This is a genomic window from Achromobacter sp. RTa, from assembly GCF_000757485.1.
Lineage (GTDB): Bacteria > Pseudomonadota > Gammaproteobacteria > Burkholderiales > Burkholderiaceae_B > Achromobacter.
Genome location: NZ_JPYO01000042.1, coordinates 1128394 through 1144035, shown reverse-complemented (window position 1 = coordinate 1144035; position 15642 = coordinate 1128394). Strand labels below are relative to the sequence as shown.

Here is a 15642-nt window from a genome sequence, read left to right as displayed (position 1 = left end):
CAATTCTCCAGGGCCGTCTTCCATGCAGACCGACTACGCCGAGTACATCCGGCGCACCATCCGCAGCGTTCCAGACTGGCCCCAGCCCGGTGTCGTTTTCCGCGACATCACGCCGGTGCTGCAGGACCCCCGCGCGTTCCGGGTCCTGATCGATCTCTTCGTATACCGCTACATGCGCCAGCGGCTCGACCTCGTTGCGGGAGTGGATGCGCGCGGCTTCATCGTGGGCAGCGTGCTGGCCTACGAACTGAACCTGGGTTTCGTGCCCGTGCGCAAGAAGGGCAAGCTGCCGTTTCGCACGGTGGCCGAGGAATACTCGCTCGAATACGGCAATGCGTCGGTCGAAATGCACACGGACGCGGTGCGCACCGGGCAACGCGTCCTGCTGGTGGACGATCTGATCGCCACGGGCGGCACCATGCTGGCCGCCATCAATCTGCTGCAGCGCCTGGGCGCCAACGTGGTGGAGGCGGCCGCCATCATCGACCTGCCCGATCTCGGCGGATCGGCCAAGGTCGCGGCAACGGGCACGCCGCTCTACACGGTCTGTCAGTACGGCGCCGGCACCCCCTAGGGGCCAAGCCCGCTGCCTAGGCCGCGGCGCGCACCACGTCTTCGGACAACCGGGGCTGGATGAAGTCCAGGAAGGCCTTGGTCTTGGCGGGCAGCATGCGAGAGGGCAGCAGCGCAAAAAGCGGCAGGGGCGTCAGGCTCCAGTCGGGCAGCACGCGCACCAGGCCCGATTGCTTGATGGCGCGCTCCATGGCGTCGAAGACCAGCAGCGGCGTGATGCCCAGGCCCTGGCCCGCCAACCGGCCCAGCATGCCGACGTTGTTGGCGGACAGGCGTCCCGATACTTGCACGCGTTCCACTTTGTCGCCCGAATGCAGCATCCAGAAGGATGACTCCTCGCGCATGGTGGGGCGCAGGCATTCGTGATGGCTGAGGTCCGCCGGCACCCGCGGCTCGCCATGGCGGGCCAGATAGTCGGGCGAGGCGTAGAGCTGATGGGCCATCAACACGATCTTGCGTGAAATCAGGCTGGAATCGGGCTGCTGCCCGAAACGCAGGATGAGGTCGAAGGGATTGCTGATGGGGTCGATCGGCCGCATGCTAAGGTCGAAATCGCATTCGATGTCGGGGTGCTGTTCCCGGAATTCGCGGATGACGGCAGGCAGGAACAGCTGCGCCAGGCTGGTGGGCAGCGAAATGCGCAGCCGTCCCTTAGGCTGCACCGCCATGTCCAGCAGCTGATCGTGGGCGATGCGGGCCTCTTCGACGATGTGGCGGCAGCGCTCGAAATAGATGGCCCCGGCTTCCGTCAGGTCGATCTTGCGCGTGCTGCGGTTGAGCAGGCGCATGCCGATGCTGCGTTCCAGTTCGCTGACCCGGCGCGAAAGCGTGGACGTCGGAATATTCAAGGCTTCGGCGGCGTGGCTGAAGTTCTTGCGCTTGGCGACTTCGACAAATAGCGCGATGTCGTTAAGCTGGATATCCATGGGGTCCTCGTGAGTCAAAATTCCATTTCTGGCAGATTCCTATCATAAATGGAATTATTGTCCCGCCAGCAGAAATGTCTATTTCCCAACGCCGTACATTCCGTCCAGCGCGTGGAACTTCATTTTCCGTTACGTAGCTTGCGCAAGGCTGAATGCCCGCAAGGCTTGTGGCAGAACGATCTCATCGCATACTGTGCAGAAATTGAGCAGATTTCCCGGGATACGACCTGAAATTGTCCCATCCATGCAAATATGTTCCCCAAAATAAGGGTTTTTACTAGGCCGAGATCGCCAGATACTTCGTCCCAGCAATCAAATTGTCACATCGCACCTGCCAGCCTGGCAGAAGACGGTGTGCAAGGTTTAGGATGGAGTCCTCTCAATGAAAGCCCTAGCTACCGCACTCATGGTTACCGCCACGCTGGTGGGTATGTCCGCCGCTCACGCCGATGGCAAGACGCGTGAACAAGTCCAGCAGGAACTGCAGGCCGCCCGCGCCGCCGGCCAAGTCACGTTCGGCGAACTGGACTATCCGCCCGCCACGGCCCAGCAAACCAGCCTGTCGCGCGAACAGGTCCAGCAAGAGCTGCAAGCCGCCAAGGCTGCCGGCCAGGTGACTTCGGCCGAACTCGACTACCCGCCCAAGGCCGCCGCATCGCAGTCGGCCGGCAAGACGCGCGAACAGGTCCGCCAGGAACTGGCCGAGGCCAAGGCGCGCGGCGAATATTCCTTCGGCGAACTCGACTATCCGCCCCAGGGCAAGTAAGCCTTTCTTCCTGGATAGGCCGCCAGCCCCCTTGTGTGTGAATCCGAGGGGGCTTTTTCTTGGGCGGCGCGGGCGAATGTCGCGTTTACGCATCAGAAATTAGGCGGGCTCCGCAACAACTCTTGTTGGGCACGGGGGCGGGGCAGGGAATGTTCGCGAGGGAGGCTGGAATATTGCGAGCAATGATTCATATTTGATATCAATGCGTTAGCGCAGGTTTCCAAAAAGGGACGGCGATCCGCTGCGGGCCATTATCCCAACCATGGAAAGTAGTTCTTCGAAATCCGGGTTACTTCGAATTGGCGCAGGCCGGACACTAGCTTCAGTGCATGCGCCGCTTGCTTGTTCGCTGCGGCACGCAAATTCCGGCCGATTGCGTGGCGGGTTTGCGGTTTGCCTTTCATCTCGCCATTTTGGGGACTCCTATGAAAAAGACGCTATTGGCCGCCGCGCTGCTGGCCGGCTTTGCCGGTGCTGCGCAGGCCGCCGACTCCGTGACGCTGTACGGCCTGATCGACGCCGGCGTCGGTTACGAGAAAGTGAAGTTCGACGGTAATTCGCAAAGCCGCTTCGGCGGCGTGCAGGGCGTGAGCAGCGGCTCGCGCTTTGGCTTGCGCGGCACCGAAGACCTGGGCGACGGCCTGCGCGCCGTGTTCACGCTGGAAGGCGGCTTCGGCCCCATGAACGGCAAGTCGCTGCAGAGCAACCGCCTGTGGGGCCGCCAAGCTACCGTGGGCCTGGACAGCGATTCCTGGGGCCGCCTGGAATTCGGCCGCCAGACCAACCTGGCTTCGAAGTACTTCGGCTCGATCGACCCGTTCTCGATCAGCTACAACACCGCCAACATGGGTACCACGTTCGGCAGCGCGAACACGATGCGCCTGGACAACATGGTCCTGTACCAGACCCCCGTCATGGGCGGCTTCAAGCTGGGCGTGGGCTACTCGTTCAGCGCCGATGATACGGTCAGCGACAGCTCGCAGACCGGCTTCGAAACCGGCAACAACAACCGCGTGCTGACCGCGGGCGTGCAGTACGTCAACGGCCCGCTGAACCTGGCCGCCGCGTACGACCGCTTCAATCCGTCCAACGGCCAAACCGGGGGCAAGTCCGAAGCGCGCATCCAGGAATACATCGTCGGCGGTTCGTATGATTTCGAAGTCGTGAAGGTCGCAGCTGCATTCGGCCAGACCCGCGACGGCTGGTTCATCGGCCAGAACATGGGCACCACGCCCGACGGCATGCAGAACTTCGGCTCGTTCAAGCTGGCCGACGGCTTCCGCGCCAACTCGTACATGATCGGCGCCACCGTGCCGCTGGGCCGCCACGCGGTCTTCGGCTCGTGGCAGCGCGCTACCGCCAGCAACGACAAGCTGACGGGCGACGACGCAACGTTCAACGTCTACAGCCTGGGCTACACCTACGACTTCACGAAGCGCACCAACCTGTACGCGTACGCCTCCTATGGCGACAACTACGCGTTCCAGCGCGATGCGACCGACACGGCTGTCGCCGTCGGCATTCGCCACCGTTTCTAAGCGATAGGGCGTCCGGCAAGACCTTGCTGAATGCGCGGTCCATCTCCGTGGGCCGCCGAGTGACAGCGAACCCCCCTACCGGTTGCCGCCGGACGCGTCTGGAGCAAAGAAGGGAAGGGCCTCCGCAAGGAGGCCCTCTCGTTTTCCGGTCCCGAAAAGCGGCCCGAGGCGGTCTTTTCGCCGAGACGCTACAGGAACAGCTTGTACGCCGGGTTGTCGGTCTCGTTCCAGTGCGGATAACCCAGCTCCGCCACGAAGTTGCGGAACTGCTTCTTGTCGGCGGGAGGCACCTGGATGCCGATCAGGATGCGGCCGTAGTCCGCGCCCTGGTTGCGGTAGTGGAACAGGCTGATGTTCCAGTCGGGATTCATCGCGTTGAGGAAACGCATCAGCGCGCCCGGGCGCTCAGGAAACTCGAACCGGTACAGCAATTCATTGCGCGCCAGCGCCGAATGGCCGCCCACCATGTGGCGCAAGTGGGTCTTGGCCATTTCATCATGGGTGAGGTCCAGCGTATCGAAACCGTGGCGGCGGAAATTCGCCGCGATCTTGTCGGGCTCGGACGCCGACGATACCTGGACGCCGACGAAAACGTGCGCACGGTCGGAATCCGAGATGCGGTAGTTGAACTCGGTGACGCTGCGCTCGCCCACCAGTTCGCAGAAGCGGCGGAAGCTGCCGCGCTGTTCCGGCATGGTGACGGCGAAGATGGCTTCGCGCATTTCACCGACTTCCGCCCGCTCGGACACGAAGCGCAGGCGGTCGAAATTCATGTTGGCGCCGCAGGCGATCGCGACCAGCGTCTTGCCCTTCAGATTGTGCTCGGCCGCGTATTGCTTGGCGCCGGCGACAGCCATCGCGCCCGCGGGTTCCAGCACGCTGCGCGTGTCCTGGAACACGTCCTTGATGGCCGCGCAGATGGCGTCGGTGTTGACCACCACGAAATCGTCGACGTACTGGCGCGTAAGCTTGAACGTTTCCGCGCCCACCATCTTGACCGCCGTGCCGTCCGAAAACAGTCCGACGTCGTTCAGTTGCACGCGGCGGCCGGCGCGCACGCTGCGCAGCATGGCGTCGGAGTCTTCCGTCTGCACGCCGATGATCTTGATTTCAGGGCGCAGCTGCTTGATGTAGGCGGCCACGCCCGCGATCAGGCCGCCGCCGCCGATGGCCACGAAGATGGCGTCGATCGGCCCTGGATGCTGGCGCAGTATTTCCATGCCCACCGTGCCCTGGCCGGCGATGACATCGGGATCGTCGAAGGGATGGACGAAGGTCAGCTTTTCCTTTTTCTCCAGGATCTGCGCATGCGCGTAGGCGTCGGAGAAGCTCTCGCCCGCCAGCACCACCTCGCCGCCCAGGCGGCGCACCGCGTCGATCTTCACTTGCGGGCTGGTGGTGGGCATGACGATGACGGCGCGGCAGCCCAGCCGGCTGGCCGCCAGCGCGACGCCCTGGGCGTGGTTGCCGGCCGAGGCCGCGATGACGCCGCGATTGCGGGCCGCGGGGCTCAGGTTGGCCATCTTGTTGTACGCCCCGCGCAGCTTGAAGCTGAACACGGCCTGGGTATCTTCGCGCTTGAGCAGGATCGTGTTCGATATCCGCTGGGACAGCAGGGGCGCCGTTTCCAGCGGCGATTCGACCGCGACGTCATAAACCTTGGAAGTCAGGATGCGTTTCAGATAATCGGTGGACATGGACTGCGGTGGCGTCGAGAGTAAGAAAGTGGGGGAGATTATTGCAGGGAAATCCGCGCCGCCCGCCAGGTTTTTCCGGCTTTTTCGCGCACTGGACGAGCAGGGCGGGGGGAAGCGGCCCGTGCGCGGCTACACTCGGCCCACTATGGAAGAAAGTCTGTTATCCGCCGTCAACTGGATGCTTGGCGTGCTGGCGCTGCCCTCGGTCGGCTTGTCCGCGATTTTCGCGGTATCGCTCGTGTCCGCGACCTTGCTGCCGATGGGGTCCGAGCCGGCGGTGTTCGGCTACGTCAAGCTGGCGCCGGACATGTTCTGGCCGGCCATCCTGGTGGCTACCCTGGGCAATACGGCGGGCGGCGCCATCAGCTACGCCATGGGCCTGGGCGCCGAGCGGGCCGTGCAGCGGTGGAAGGAAAAGCATCCCCATCCGCATCCCGATGCGACCGAAGGCGGGCGCATGCGCGGACGCTGGAACGAACGGGCCCACGACTGGATCCACCGCATGGGGCCGCCGGCCCTGCTGCTATCGTGGCTGCCCGCGGTGGGCGATCCGCTGTGCGCGGTGGCGGGATGGCTGCGGCTGTCCTTCTGGCCTTGCGTGGTCTACATGGCCATCGGCAAGTTCCTGCGCTATCTGGCCATGACGGCCAGCCTTCTGTGGTTCTTCCCGGGGCAGATCTAGCGTCTGCTCGGATTTAAATTGGGGACGGATAAAGTCGGTTTCCCCGCGGTTTCGGGCGCGTCCCTGGGGGTATTCGGGGGCAGACTCGATCAATGGCATAAAATAGTTTTTTACGGGCCCCCCTTGCAGCCATGAACGCCCCACTCGCTAGCCACATCTTGAACGGGGCGATGCCGCCCGCAACTCCCGCGCGCCTGCGCGAAATTCCCTACAACTACACGTCGTTCTCCGATCGCGAGATCGTCGGCCGGTTGCTGGGCGACGATGCCTGGAGCCTGTTGACCGACCTGCGCGGCGAGCGCCGGACGGGGCGTTCCGCCCGCATGCTCTACGAGGTGCTGGGCGATATCTGGGTGGTGCGCCGCAATCCGTACCTGCAGGACGACCTGCTCGACAATCCCAAGCGCCGCAAGCAGCTCATCGAAGCCCTGCATCACCGCCTGGCCGAGATCGACCGCCGCCGCGAACCGGACGTGCCGGCCGAGGCCGGCCACGATCCGCACCGCGATGAAAAGGTCGTCGGCCTGCTGGCGCGGGCGCGTTCGGCCATCGCGGCCTTCGAAGGCGAATTCGACCAGACCGCCATGATGCGCAAGCAGGCGCAGAAGGCGCTGGGCCGCATTACGGCGCGCGACAACATCAAGTTCGACGGCCTGTCGCGCGTTTCGCACGTCACCGACGCTACCGACTGGCGGGTGGAATATTCCTTCGTGGGGGTGACGCCCGATTCGGAAGACGAGGTCGCGGCGCTGGTCACGGCCTGCATCGAACTGGGCCTGACCATCATCCCGCGCGGCGGCGGCACCGGCTATACCGGCGGCGCCATCCCGCTGACCTGGAAGTCGGCGGTCATCAACACCGAGAAATTCGACCGGCTGGGCCAGGTCGAGTCCTGTATCCTGCCCGGCCTGAGCGAGCCCGTGGCGGTCATCCATGCCGGCGCCGGCGTGGTGACCAAGCGGGTGTCCGAAGCGGCTGAAGCGGCCGGCTTCGTCTTCGCCGTCGACCCGACTTCCGCCGAAGCCTCGTGCGTGGGCGGCAACATCGCCATGAACGCGGGCGGCAAGAAGGCCGTGCTGTGGGGCACCGCGCTGGACAACCTGGCCTGGTGGCGCATGGTCGATCCGAACGGCAACTGGCTGGAAGTGAGCCGCCTGGACCACAACATGGGCAAGATCCATGACGTGGAAGTGGCCCGTTTCGAGCTCAAGTGGTTCGATGGCCGCGGCAAGCCGGGCGAGCGCCTGCTCAAGACCGAAACGCTGGAGATCCAGGGCCGTGTGTTCCGCAAGGAAGGCCTGGGCAAGGACGTCACCGACAAGTTCCTGGCGGGCCTGCCGGGCATCCAGAAGGAAGGCTGCGACGGCCTGATCACCTCGGCGCGCTGGGTGCTGCACCGCATGCCGCGCCACACGCGCACGGTCTGCATGGAGTTCTTCGGCCAGGCGCGCGACGCCATTCCGTCGATCGTCGAGGTCAAGGGCTACCTGGATGGCGAAGGCCGCGAGCGCGGCGCCATCCTGGCGGGCCTGGAGCACCTGGACGAACGCTATCTGCGCGCGGTGGGCTACGCCACCAAGAGCAAGCGCGGCGTGCTGCCCAAGATGGTCCTGATCGGCGACATCGTCGGCGACGACGAAGACGCGGTCGCCGCGGCGGCCAGCGAGGTCGTGCGCCTGGCCAACACCCGCCACGGCGAAGGTTTCGTGGCCGTCAGCCCCGAGGCGCGCAAGAAATTCTGGCTGGACCGCTCGCGCACCGCCGCCATCGCCCGCCACACCAACGCCTTCAAGATCAACGAAGACGTGGTGATCCCGCTGCCCCGCATGGGCGAATACACGGATCACATCGAACGCATCAACATCGAGCTCTCGACCCGCAACAAGCTCAAGCTGCTGGGCGCGCTGGACGCGTACCTGTGCACGCCGCTGCCGGTCGGCAAGATCGACGACGCCGACATCGAAACCACCCGCGCCGAAGTGCTGGCCGAGCGCACGCGCCAGGCGCTGGAACTGCTGGCCGGCGCCAGGAAGCGCTGGCAGTGGCTGCTGGACAACCTGGACATGCCGCTGCTGCAGGCCCTGCCCGAGCTGCACGGCCTGGGCCTGGGCGATCTGCAGGCCGCGTTGTCGGACCGCCTGGCGGCCCAGCCCGATGCCCGCATTTTCGACGTCGTGCAGGACCGCACGATCCGCGTGTCCTGGAAAACCGAAGTGCTGGCCGGCCTGCAACGCGCGTTCTCGGGCGCGGCCTACAAGAAGATCGTCGATGAACTCGTCGCCATCCACGGCCGGGTGCTCAAGAGCCGCGTGTTCGTCGCACTGCACATGCACGCCGGCGACGGCAACGTGCACACCAACATCCCGGTCAACTCGGACGACTACGAGATGCTGCAGGAGGCCCACCAGGCCGTCGAGCGCATCATGCAGATCGCCCGCGACCTGGACGGCGTGATCTCCGGCGAGCACGGCATCGGCCTGACCAAGTACGAATTCCTGACCGAGGCCGAACTGGCGCCGTTCCAGGAATACAAGCGCCGCGTGGACCCTAAGGGCCACTTCAACGCCGGCAAGCTCATGCCGGGCGCCGACCTGCGCCATGCCTGGACGCCCAGCTTCAACCTGATGGGCCACGAGTCGCTGATCATGCAGCAAAGCGACATCGGCGCCATCTCGGAATCCATCAAGGACTGCCTGCGCTGCGGCAAGTGCAAGCCCGTGTGCGCCACCCACGTGCCGCGCGCGAACCTGCTGTATTCGCCGCGCAACAAGATCCTGGCCACCTCGCTGCTGGTGGAGGCCTTCCTGTACGAAGAGCAGACCCGCCGCGGCGTCAGCCTGAAGCACTGGGAAGAGTTCGAGGACGTGGCCGATCACTGCACGGTCTGCCACAAGTGCTACAACCCCTGTCCGGTCGACATCGATTTCGGCGACGTGTCCATGAACATGCGCGCCGTGCTGCGCCGCATGGGCCGCAAGTCGTTCAACCCGGGTACGGCCAGCGCCATGTTCTTCCTGAACGCCAAGGACCCGGCCACCATCAACGCTACCCGCAAGGCGATGGTGGGCGTGGGCTACAAGGTGCAGCGCGCCGCCCATGACCTGCTGTCGGGCCTGGTGAAGAAGCAGACCTCCGCCCCGCCGGCCACGGTGGGCAAGCCGCCGATGCGCGAGCAGATCGTGCACTTCGTGAACAAGAAGATGCCTGGCGGGCTACCCAAGCAGGCGGCGCGCAAGCTGCTGGACATCGAAGACGCGAACTACGTGCCCATCATCCGCGATCCCAAGGCCACCACGGCCGACACGGAAGCGGTGTTCTACTTCCCGGGCTGTGGCTCGGAGCGTCTGTTCTCGCAAGTGGGCCTGGCCACGCAAGCCATGCTGTGGCATGCCGGCGTGCAGACCGTGTTGCCGCCGGGCTACCTGTGCTGCGGCTATCCCCAGCGCGGCAACGGCATGACGGACAAGGCCGAGCAGATCATCACCGACAACCGGGTGCTGTTCCATCGGGTCGCCAATACGCTGAACTACCTGGACATCAAGACGGTGGTGGTCAGCTGCGGCACCTGTTACGACCAGCTCGCGGGCTACGAGTTCGAGAAGATCTTCCCCGGCTGCCGCCTGATCGACATCCACGAGTACCTGCTCGAAAAGGGCATCAAGCTCGAAGGCGCCAAGGGCGTGCGCTACATGTACCACGACCCCTGCCACACGCCCATGAAGCTGCAGGAGCCGATGAAGACCGTCCGCGCCCTGGTGGGCGACGGCGCCGTCAAGAGCGACCGCTGCTGCGGCGAATCGGGCACGCTGGCCGTCAGCCGTCCGGACATCTCCACGCAGGTGCGCTTCCGCAAGCAGGAAGAGCTGCTCAAGGGCGACGCCGCGCTGCGCAGCGACGGCTTCACGGGCGACGTGAAGGTGCTGACCTCGTGCCCGTCGTGCCTGCAGGGCCTGTCGCGCTACGAGGGCGACACCGGCATGGACGCGGACTACATCGTGGTCGAAATGGCGCGCCACATCCTGGGCGAAAGCTGGATGGAGGACTACGTCCGCCGCGCCAATGCGGGCGGCATCGAACGCGTTCTGGTCTGAGCGCCAACGAAAAACGCGGCCATTGTTGGCCGCGTTTTTTGCCTGGGCTGCCGCGCTTAATCCAGTTTGATGCCTGCCTTCTTGATCACGTCGGCCCAGGCGCTGCGCTCCTGGTCGGCGTAGGCCTTGAATTCCTGGGCCGGCATCGGCATGGGGATGACGCCCATATCCAGGATCTTCTGCGACACGGCCGGATTCTTGAGCGTGGCTTCCAGGTCGGCCGACAGCTTCTTCACCACGTTTTCCGGCAGTCCGGCCGGGCCCACCAGGCCTTGCCAGGCATAGGCGGTGAAATTGGCGACGCCTTGTTCGGCCATCGTCGGGGTGTCCGGCAGCACCGGCAGGCGCTCGGGCGTCGCGGCCGCCAGCACGCGCAGCTTGCCGGCCTTTACGTTGGGCAGGCCCGAGGCGAGGTCGATGAACATCAGGTCGACCTGGCCGCCCAGCAGGTCCTGGATGGCGGGCGCGGCGCCCTTGTAGGGCACGTGCAGCACATTGGCGCCCGTGCGCTGCTTGAACAGCTCCAGCGCCAGGTGGTGGGGCGAGCCCGCGCCAGCGGAGGCCGCGGTCAGCTTGCCCGGTTCCTTCTTGGCGGCCGCGAGCACCTCGTCCACGGTCTTGTACGGCGAATTGACGTTAACGGCCAGCAGCAGCGGAAACTTGGCGATGCCGCCGATATAGGTGAACTTGGCCGGATCGTAGGACAGCTTGGCGTACAGCGAAGAGTTGAAAGCCAGGGTGCCGGAGTCGGCGGTGCCGACGACGTAGCCGGACGGCTCTGCCTGCGCTATGGCGGTTGCGCCGATGATGGTGCCGGCGCCGGGGCGGTTCTCGACCACAATGGTCTGGCCCAGCGTCTTTTCCAGGCTGCTTGCCACCGTGCGCGCCACCACGTCGGTGCCGCCGCCGGCGGGATAGGGCACGATCCAGCGGACCGGCTGGGTGGGCCAGGATTGGGCGGAGGCCGCGCTGGCGGCCAGGGACAGGGCGGCTAGCGCCAGCAGGCGCTTCATGGGCTTGTGCATAGGGTGTCTCCTCGTGCGGAATGTCGAAAGCGCGGCGTTGCGTCCTTGATCGTCGTCAAGTTCGCGCCGCTTTTTTCTTGCGCCGCCATTATGCCTTGCGCCCACGCAAAAGGGCCCGGAAAAACGGGCCCTTTCCGGCTGTCCGCTTGGGGGACTACTGTGGATCGGGATAGGCGCGAGCGCCGAATACGGCCGTGCCGATGCGCACTTCCGTCGAGCCCTCCTCGATCGCCAGTTCGAAATCCCCGCTCATGCCCATGGACAGGCGGTCCAGGGATATGCCGGGGATATTTTCCTGGCGCAGCCGGTCCCGCAGCTCGCGCAGGGCGCGGAAGCAGGCGCGCACGTCGCCGGGATCCGGCGAGTTCACGGCCAGCGTCATCAGCCCCTGCACGCGCAAGGTCGGGAAATCGGCCGCGATGCGGCGCAGGAAGGCGGGCACGTCCGCCGGAGCCATGCCGTACTTGCTGGGTTCGGACGAGGTTTTCACCTGGACCAGCACGTCCAGGCTGCGGCCTTCGTTGGCCAGGCGGCGGTGCAGGGCCTCGGCGAGCTCCAGGCGGTCCAGAGATTGCACCTCGGCCGCGTCGCGGGCGGCATCCTTGGCCTTGTTGGTCTGCAAGTGGCCGATCAGCACCCATTGCAGGCCCTGGCCGGCCAGGGCGGCGGCCTTCTGGCGGATCTCCTGCGTCTTGTTTTCGCCGAACCGGGTCAGCCCCAGCGCCATGGCCTCGCGGATGGCCTCGATGCCGAACGTCTTGCTGACGGGCAGCAGCGTCACGCTTTCCGGGGGGCGGCCTGCGCGCGCGCAGGCGTTGGCGATGCGTTGCTGGATCTGGGCAAGGCGCCCGGCCATGGTGTCTACGGCGGTCATGCAGCTCTCTTGCAGGAACAGGATGTCCCATAGTGTAGGACTGTGCAGGATCGTTTCGCCACACCGCCCGGCCCGGCCGTTGACCCTGTGCAAAGGCCAGGCTTAGAATTTGAAGGGATTTGTTTATATTTCAATGTTCTAAGCGGTCCGGCGCCGCCCTCGCGGGCGACACGGTTCTCCACCTTCCCAGTCCCCCCGCCATGTCCAGCGCAGCGCCCGATTACGCTTTTGCCACGCCTTTCGCCCATCCCCCCGCCTCGCCCATCCGATCGCTGATGCCCTATGCCATGCGGCCGGGCACGATTTCGCTGGCGGGCGGGTATCCCGCCCAGGAACTGTTCGACATCGAGGGCCTGACGGTCGCGTCGACCCAGGTCATGGCGCGGCTGGGCGCCTGCCTGCAGTATTCCAACATCGACGGGCAGGCCAGCCTGCGCCATGAGCTGGCGCGGCTGTCCGCGGAACGCGGGCTGGTCTGCAACGCCGACACCGAACTGGCCGTGACGGGCGGTTCCCAGCAGGCGATGGCTCTCCTTAGCCGCGTCATGCTGCAGCCCGGCGATCACGCCATCATCGAATCGCCCGCCTTCCCCAATTCCGTGCAGGCCCTGCGCTACACCGGCGCGACGGTGCACACCGTGCCGTCCGGGCCCGAGGGCATCGACGTGGACGCGCTGGACGCGCTTGCCGAGCAGGTCAAGCCGAAGGTCGTGTGCGTCGTCGCCTCGTTCTCCAACCCCTGCGGCGCCACGCTCACGCGCCAGCGCCGCCTGCGGTTGCTGGAGCTCGCGGTCAAGCACCGCTTCCTGATCGTCGAGGACGATCCCTACAGCGAGCTGCGCTTCGCCGGCGAAGCGGTGCCGCCAATCGCGGCCCTGGCCGAAGGCGAAGCCCGCCATTGGGCGGTGTACCTGGCCAGCATGTCCAAGACCATGGCGCCGGCGCTGCGCATCGGCTGGCTGGTCGCGCCGCCCGAGATCCGCCGCCGCTGCGTCGGCGCCAAGGCGGCCGACGACATGGCTTCGTCCGCCTGGATCCAGGAAGTCGTGGCTCAATACCTGGCCAACGGCCGCTATGGCGAACATGTGCCGCGCATCCGCGCCGCCTATGGCCTGCGCTGCGACGCGATGGCCGAGTCGCTAGCGCGCGAACTGGCGGGCCGGGTCACGTTCCGCAAGCCCGAGGGCGGCATGTTCTTCTGGGCGCGCCTGACGGGCGAGGTGGACGCCACCCGCCTGCTGCCCTATGCCATCGAGCACGAAGTGGTTTATGTGCCCGGCAAGGCGTTCTACGCGGACCCGGCGCAGGCCGACCTGCATGCCATGCGCATGTCGTTCGCCACGATGAACGAAACCCAGATCGCTCAAGGCATGCAGCGGCTGGGCCGCGCGCTGGACGCCTGCGAAGCCAACGAACCCGTGTCGATCTCGCTGGCGGCTTGACGGCGCGCATCCGGCGCCGCCTTGCTGCTTGCTATCCTTGCGCATGCGCCCCGTCCGGTGCGGGCGCGCATACCTAAATAAGCGCTTGTTATTTGGCGCGGGCGCTTCATGTCTATAAGCTTCTTGCCTCGGCGCGTCCCCGCGCCCGGAAGAAGAACAGGAAACAGGTCATGAACATTGCAAAAGGGTTGATGGGCGCGGCGCTCTTGATGGCGGCGGCGCAGGGCGCGCAAGCCGCCACGCTTGACGTGGTGCGCCAGCGCGGCGCGGTGGCTTGCGGCACGACGACGGGGTTCGCCGGCTTTTCCGCACCCGATGCCCAGGGCAAGTGGCAGGGGCTGGACGTGGACCTGTGCCGCGCCATCGCGGCGGCCGTGTTCGGCGACGCCGACAAGATCAAGGTCGTGCCGCTGAATTCGCAGCAGCGCTTCACGGCGCTGCAGTCCGGCGAAGTGGACGTGCTGACGCGCAACACCACGGTGACGCAGCAGCGCGATACCGCGCTGGGCATCATCCACGCCGGCGTCAATTTCTACGATGGCCAGGGTTTCCTGGTGCCGAAGTCGCTGGGCGTGAAAAGCGCCAAGGAGATCAACGGCGCCACCATCTGCCTGCAGACCGGCACGTCCAACGAGAACACGCTGGCCGACTGGGCGCGCGCGAACAACGTGAGCTACAAGCCGGTCGTGATCGAGACCTTCAACGAGGTGGTCAACGCCTTTGCGGCCGGCCGTTGCGACGTTTTCAGCACCGACGCATCGGGCCTGGCCTCGATTCGCATCTCCAAGCTGCAGAATCCCGACGATTACGTGGTGCTGCCCGAGATCATCTCCAAGGAACCGCTGGGGCCCTTCGTGCGGCAGGGCGACGACGCCTGGCTGAACATCGTGCGCTGGTCGCTGTCCGCCATGATCGAGGCCGAAGAGTACGGCGTGTCGTCCAAGAACGTGGACGAGCAGGCCAAGAGTGCCAACCCCAACATCAAGCGCATCCTGGGCGTCATCCCCGGTAGCGGCGCCAACCTGGGGCTGGACGAGAAGTGGGCCTACAACATCATCAAGCAGGTCGGCAACTACGGCGAAAGCTTCGAGCGCAACGTCGGCCAGGGCAGCCCCCTGAAGATCCAGCGCGGCCTGAACGCGCAATGGACGCAAGGCGGCTTGATGTACGCGTTGCCCATCCGTTGACTCCGAGTGTCAGACACCCTTACGAAGTGATCGTCAAGCTGAAGCGATGGTCCGGGGTGTCTGACACCGGCTGACTTTGAAAGACCGTCCAATTGCGGCCGGTGTCAGACACCCGAGGGGCATCGTTGCAGTTCGGCAGGCTATCCCGTACGGGTGTCTGACACGGAAAGTCAAAAGTCAGCCGGTGTCTGACACCCGGGTGGACCGTCCCTAGTCTGTCAGGCTATCCCGTAGGGGTGTCAGACACGGAAAGATGTCAAAGTCAGCCGGTGTCTGACACCCGGGTAGACCATTCCTAGCCCGTCAGGCCATCTCGTACGGGTGTCAGACACGCGGAATATGGGGAAGCGTATAGACTTCCGCAATCTTCGCGAACGCCGCGCGCAGCTCTCGCGTGCCGCCCTGGAAGATCATCGGGCGCCCGCGGTGTGTGAACACGACCAGGCGCTTTGAGAACAGCATGGGCACGAAGCGCGCATAGCGCACGTCTTCCCAGGCGACTTCGCGGCGCGTGAACCAGGTCTGGCGCAGGCCGCGTTCGTCGATGGTGGTGATGGAGGTCTGCATGTGCCAGGACACGAACAACAGGCCCACGAAGCACAGCACGACCGCCACGATCAACAGGGTATCGAAGGGCTGCGAGGGCGCGCGGATGGCGGTGGTTACCACCTGCACCCCCAGAATGGCCAGGATGATCCAGGTCAGGATCCGCACCCAGTCGGGCCACGCCTGACCCGACAAGGGCAGCGGCCCGATGGCGCGCAGCAGCGCCGCGTGGTCCTCGGGGGCGGGCGTGCCGGCGGGAGCGCTCACTGGAGTGCCTTCCTGCTGCGCACCCGGG

General features: G+C 65.4%; 12 protein-coding genes. 7 read left to right on the top strand and 5 right to left on the bottom strand.

The features are described 5' to 3' along the window. Positions 1 to 22 precede the first annotated feature (22 nt). On the top strand, positions 23 to 574 hold the full coding sequence (locus JL37_RS22755; protein ID WP_043546915.1) for an adenine phosphoribosyltransferase: 552 nt from the start codon (positions 23 to 25) through the stop codon (positions 572 to 574). Between the two features lie 16 nt (positions 575 to 590). On the opposite strand, the gene JL37_RS22750 is transcribed toward JL37_RS22755, so the two are convergent. Then, complete coding sequence (locus JL37_RS22750) at positions 591 to 1499, bottom strand: LysR family transcriptional regulator (RefSeq protein ID WP_043546914.1); 909 nt, start codon at positions 1497 to 1499, stop codon at positions 591 to 593. A 382-nt stretch (positions 1500 to 1881) separates the two neighbouring features. Between JL37_RS22750 and JL37_RS22745 the strand changes: the two genes are divergently transcribed. Then, positions 1882 to 2265, top strand: coding sequence for a DUF4148 domain-containing protein (locus JL37_RS22745; RefSeq protein WP_043546912.1), 384 nt, complete (start codon positions 1882 to 1884; stop codon positions 2263 to 2265). Positions 2266 to 2690: 425 nt separating this feature from the next. Next, positions 2691 to 3803, top strand: a complete 1113-nt coding sequence (locus JL37_RS22740; protein WP_043546910.1) for a porin — start codon at positions 2691 to 2693, stop codon at positions 3801 to 3803. 188 nt (positions 3804 to 3991) lie between these two features. Here the strand turns inward: JL37_RS22740 and ilvA are convergent, their stop codons facing one another. Continuing rightward, positions 3992 to 5500 (bottom strand): threonine ammonia-lyase, biosynthetic, encoded by a 1509-nt coding sequence (gene ilvA / locus JL37_RS22735; protein WP_043546909.1) that lies wholly within the window; start codon positions 5498 to 5500, stop codon positions 3992 to 3994. A 145-nt stretch (positions 5501 to 5645) separates the two neighbouring features. Between ilvA and JL37_RS22730 the strand changes: the two genes are divergently transcribed. Beyond that, a complete protein-coding gene (locus JL37_RS22730) occupies positions 5646 to 6182 on the top strand; it encodes a YqaA family protein (protein WP_043546908.1) in 537 nt (178 codons plus the stop codon). A gap of 131 nt (positions 6183 to 6313) precedes the next feature. Next, entirely contained in the window at positions 6314 to 10273 is a 3960-nt protein-coding gene (locus JL37_RS22725; RefSeq protein WP_043546907.1) for an FAD/FMN-binding oxidoreductase, read from the top strand. A 56-nt stretch (positions 10274 to 10329) separates the two neighbouring features. Here the strand turns inward: JL37_RS22725 and JL37_RS22720 are convergent, their stop codons facing one another. Then, on the bottom strand, positions 10330 to 11298 hold the full coding sequence (locus JL37_RS22720; RefSeq protein WP_043546906.1) for a tripartite tricarboxylate transporter substrate binding protein: 969 nt from the start codon (positions 11296 to 11298) through the stop codon (positions 10330 to 10332). Positions 11299 to 11452: 154 nt separating this feature from the next. Next, positions 11453 to 12172: a YggS family pyridoxal phosphate-dependent enzyme gene (locus JL37_RS22715; RefSeq protein WP_043546905.1), complete on the bottom strand. Its 720-nt coding sequence runs from the start codon at positions 12170 to 12172 to the stop codon at positions 11453 to 11455. A gap of 200 nt (positions 12173 to 12372) precedes the next feature. On the opposite strand from JL37_RS22715, the gene JL37_RS22710 reads away from it, so the two are divergent. Together JL37_RS22710 and JL37_RS22705 are read left to right on the top strand one after the other, a co-directional pair. Further along, positions 12373 to 13614, top strand: a complete 1242-nt coding sequence (locus JL37_RS22710) for a PLP-dependent aminotransferase family protein (protein WP_043546902.1) — start codon at positions 12373 to 12375, stop codon at positions 13612 to 13614. 170 nt (positions 13615 to 13784) lie between these two features. Then, positions 13785 to 14801 (top strand): amino acid ABC transporter substrate-binding protein, encoded by a 1017-nt coding sequence (locus tag JL37_RS22705; protein WP_043546900.1) that lies wholly within the window; start codon positions 13785 to 13787, stop codon positions 14799 to 14801. A 324-nt stretch (positions 14802 to 15125) separates the two neighbouring features. Here the strand turns inward: JL37_RS22705 and JL37_RS22700 are convergent, their stop codons facing one another. Further along, complete coding sequence (locus JL37_RS22700) at positions 15126 to 15614, bottom strand: membrane protein (protein ID WP_043547206.1); 489 nt, start codon at positions 15612 to 15614, stop codon at positions 15126 to 15128. Positions 15615 to 15642: the final 28 nt, after the last annotated feature.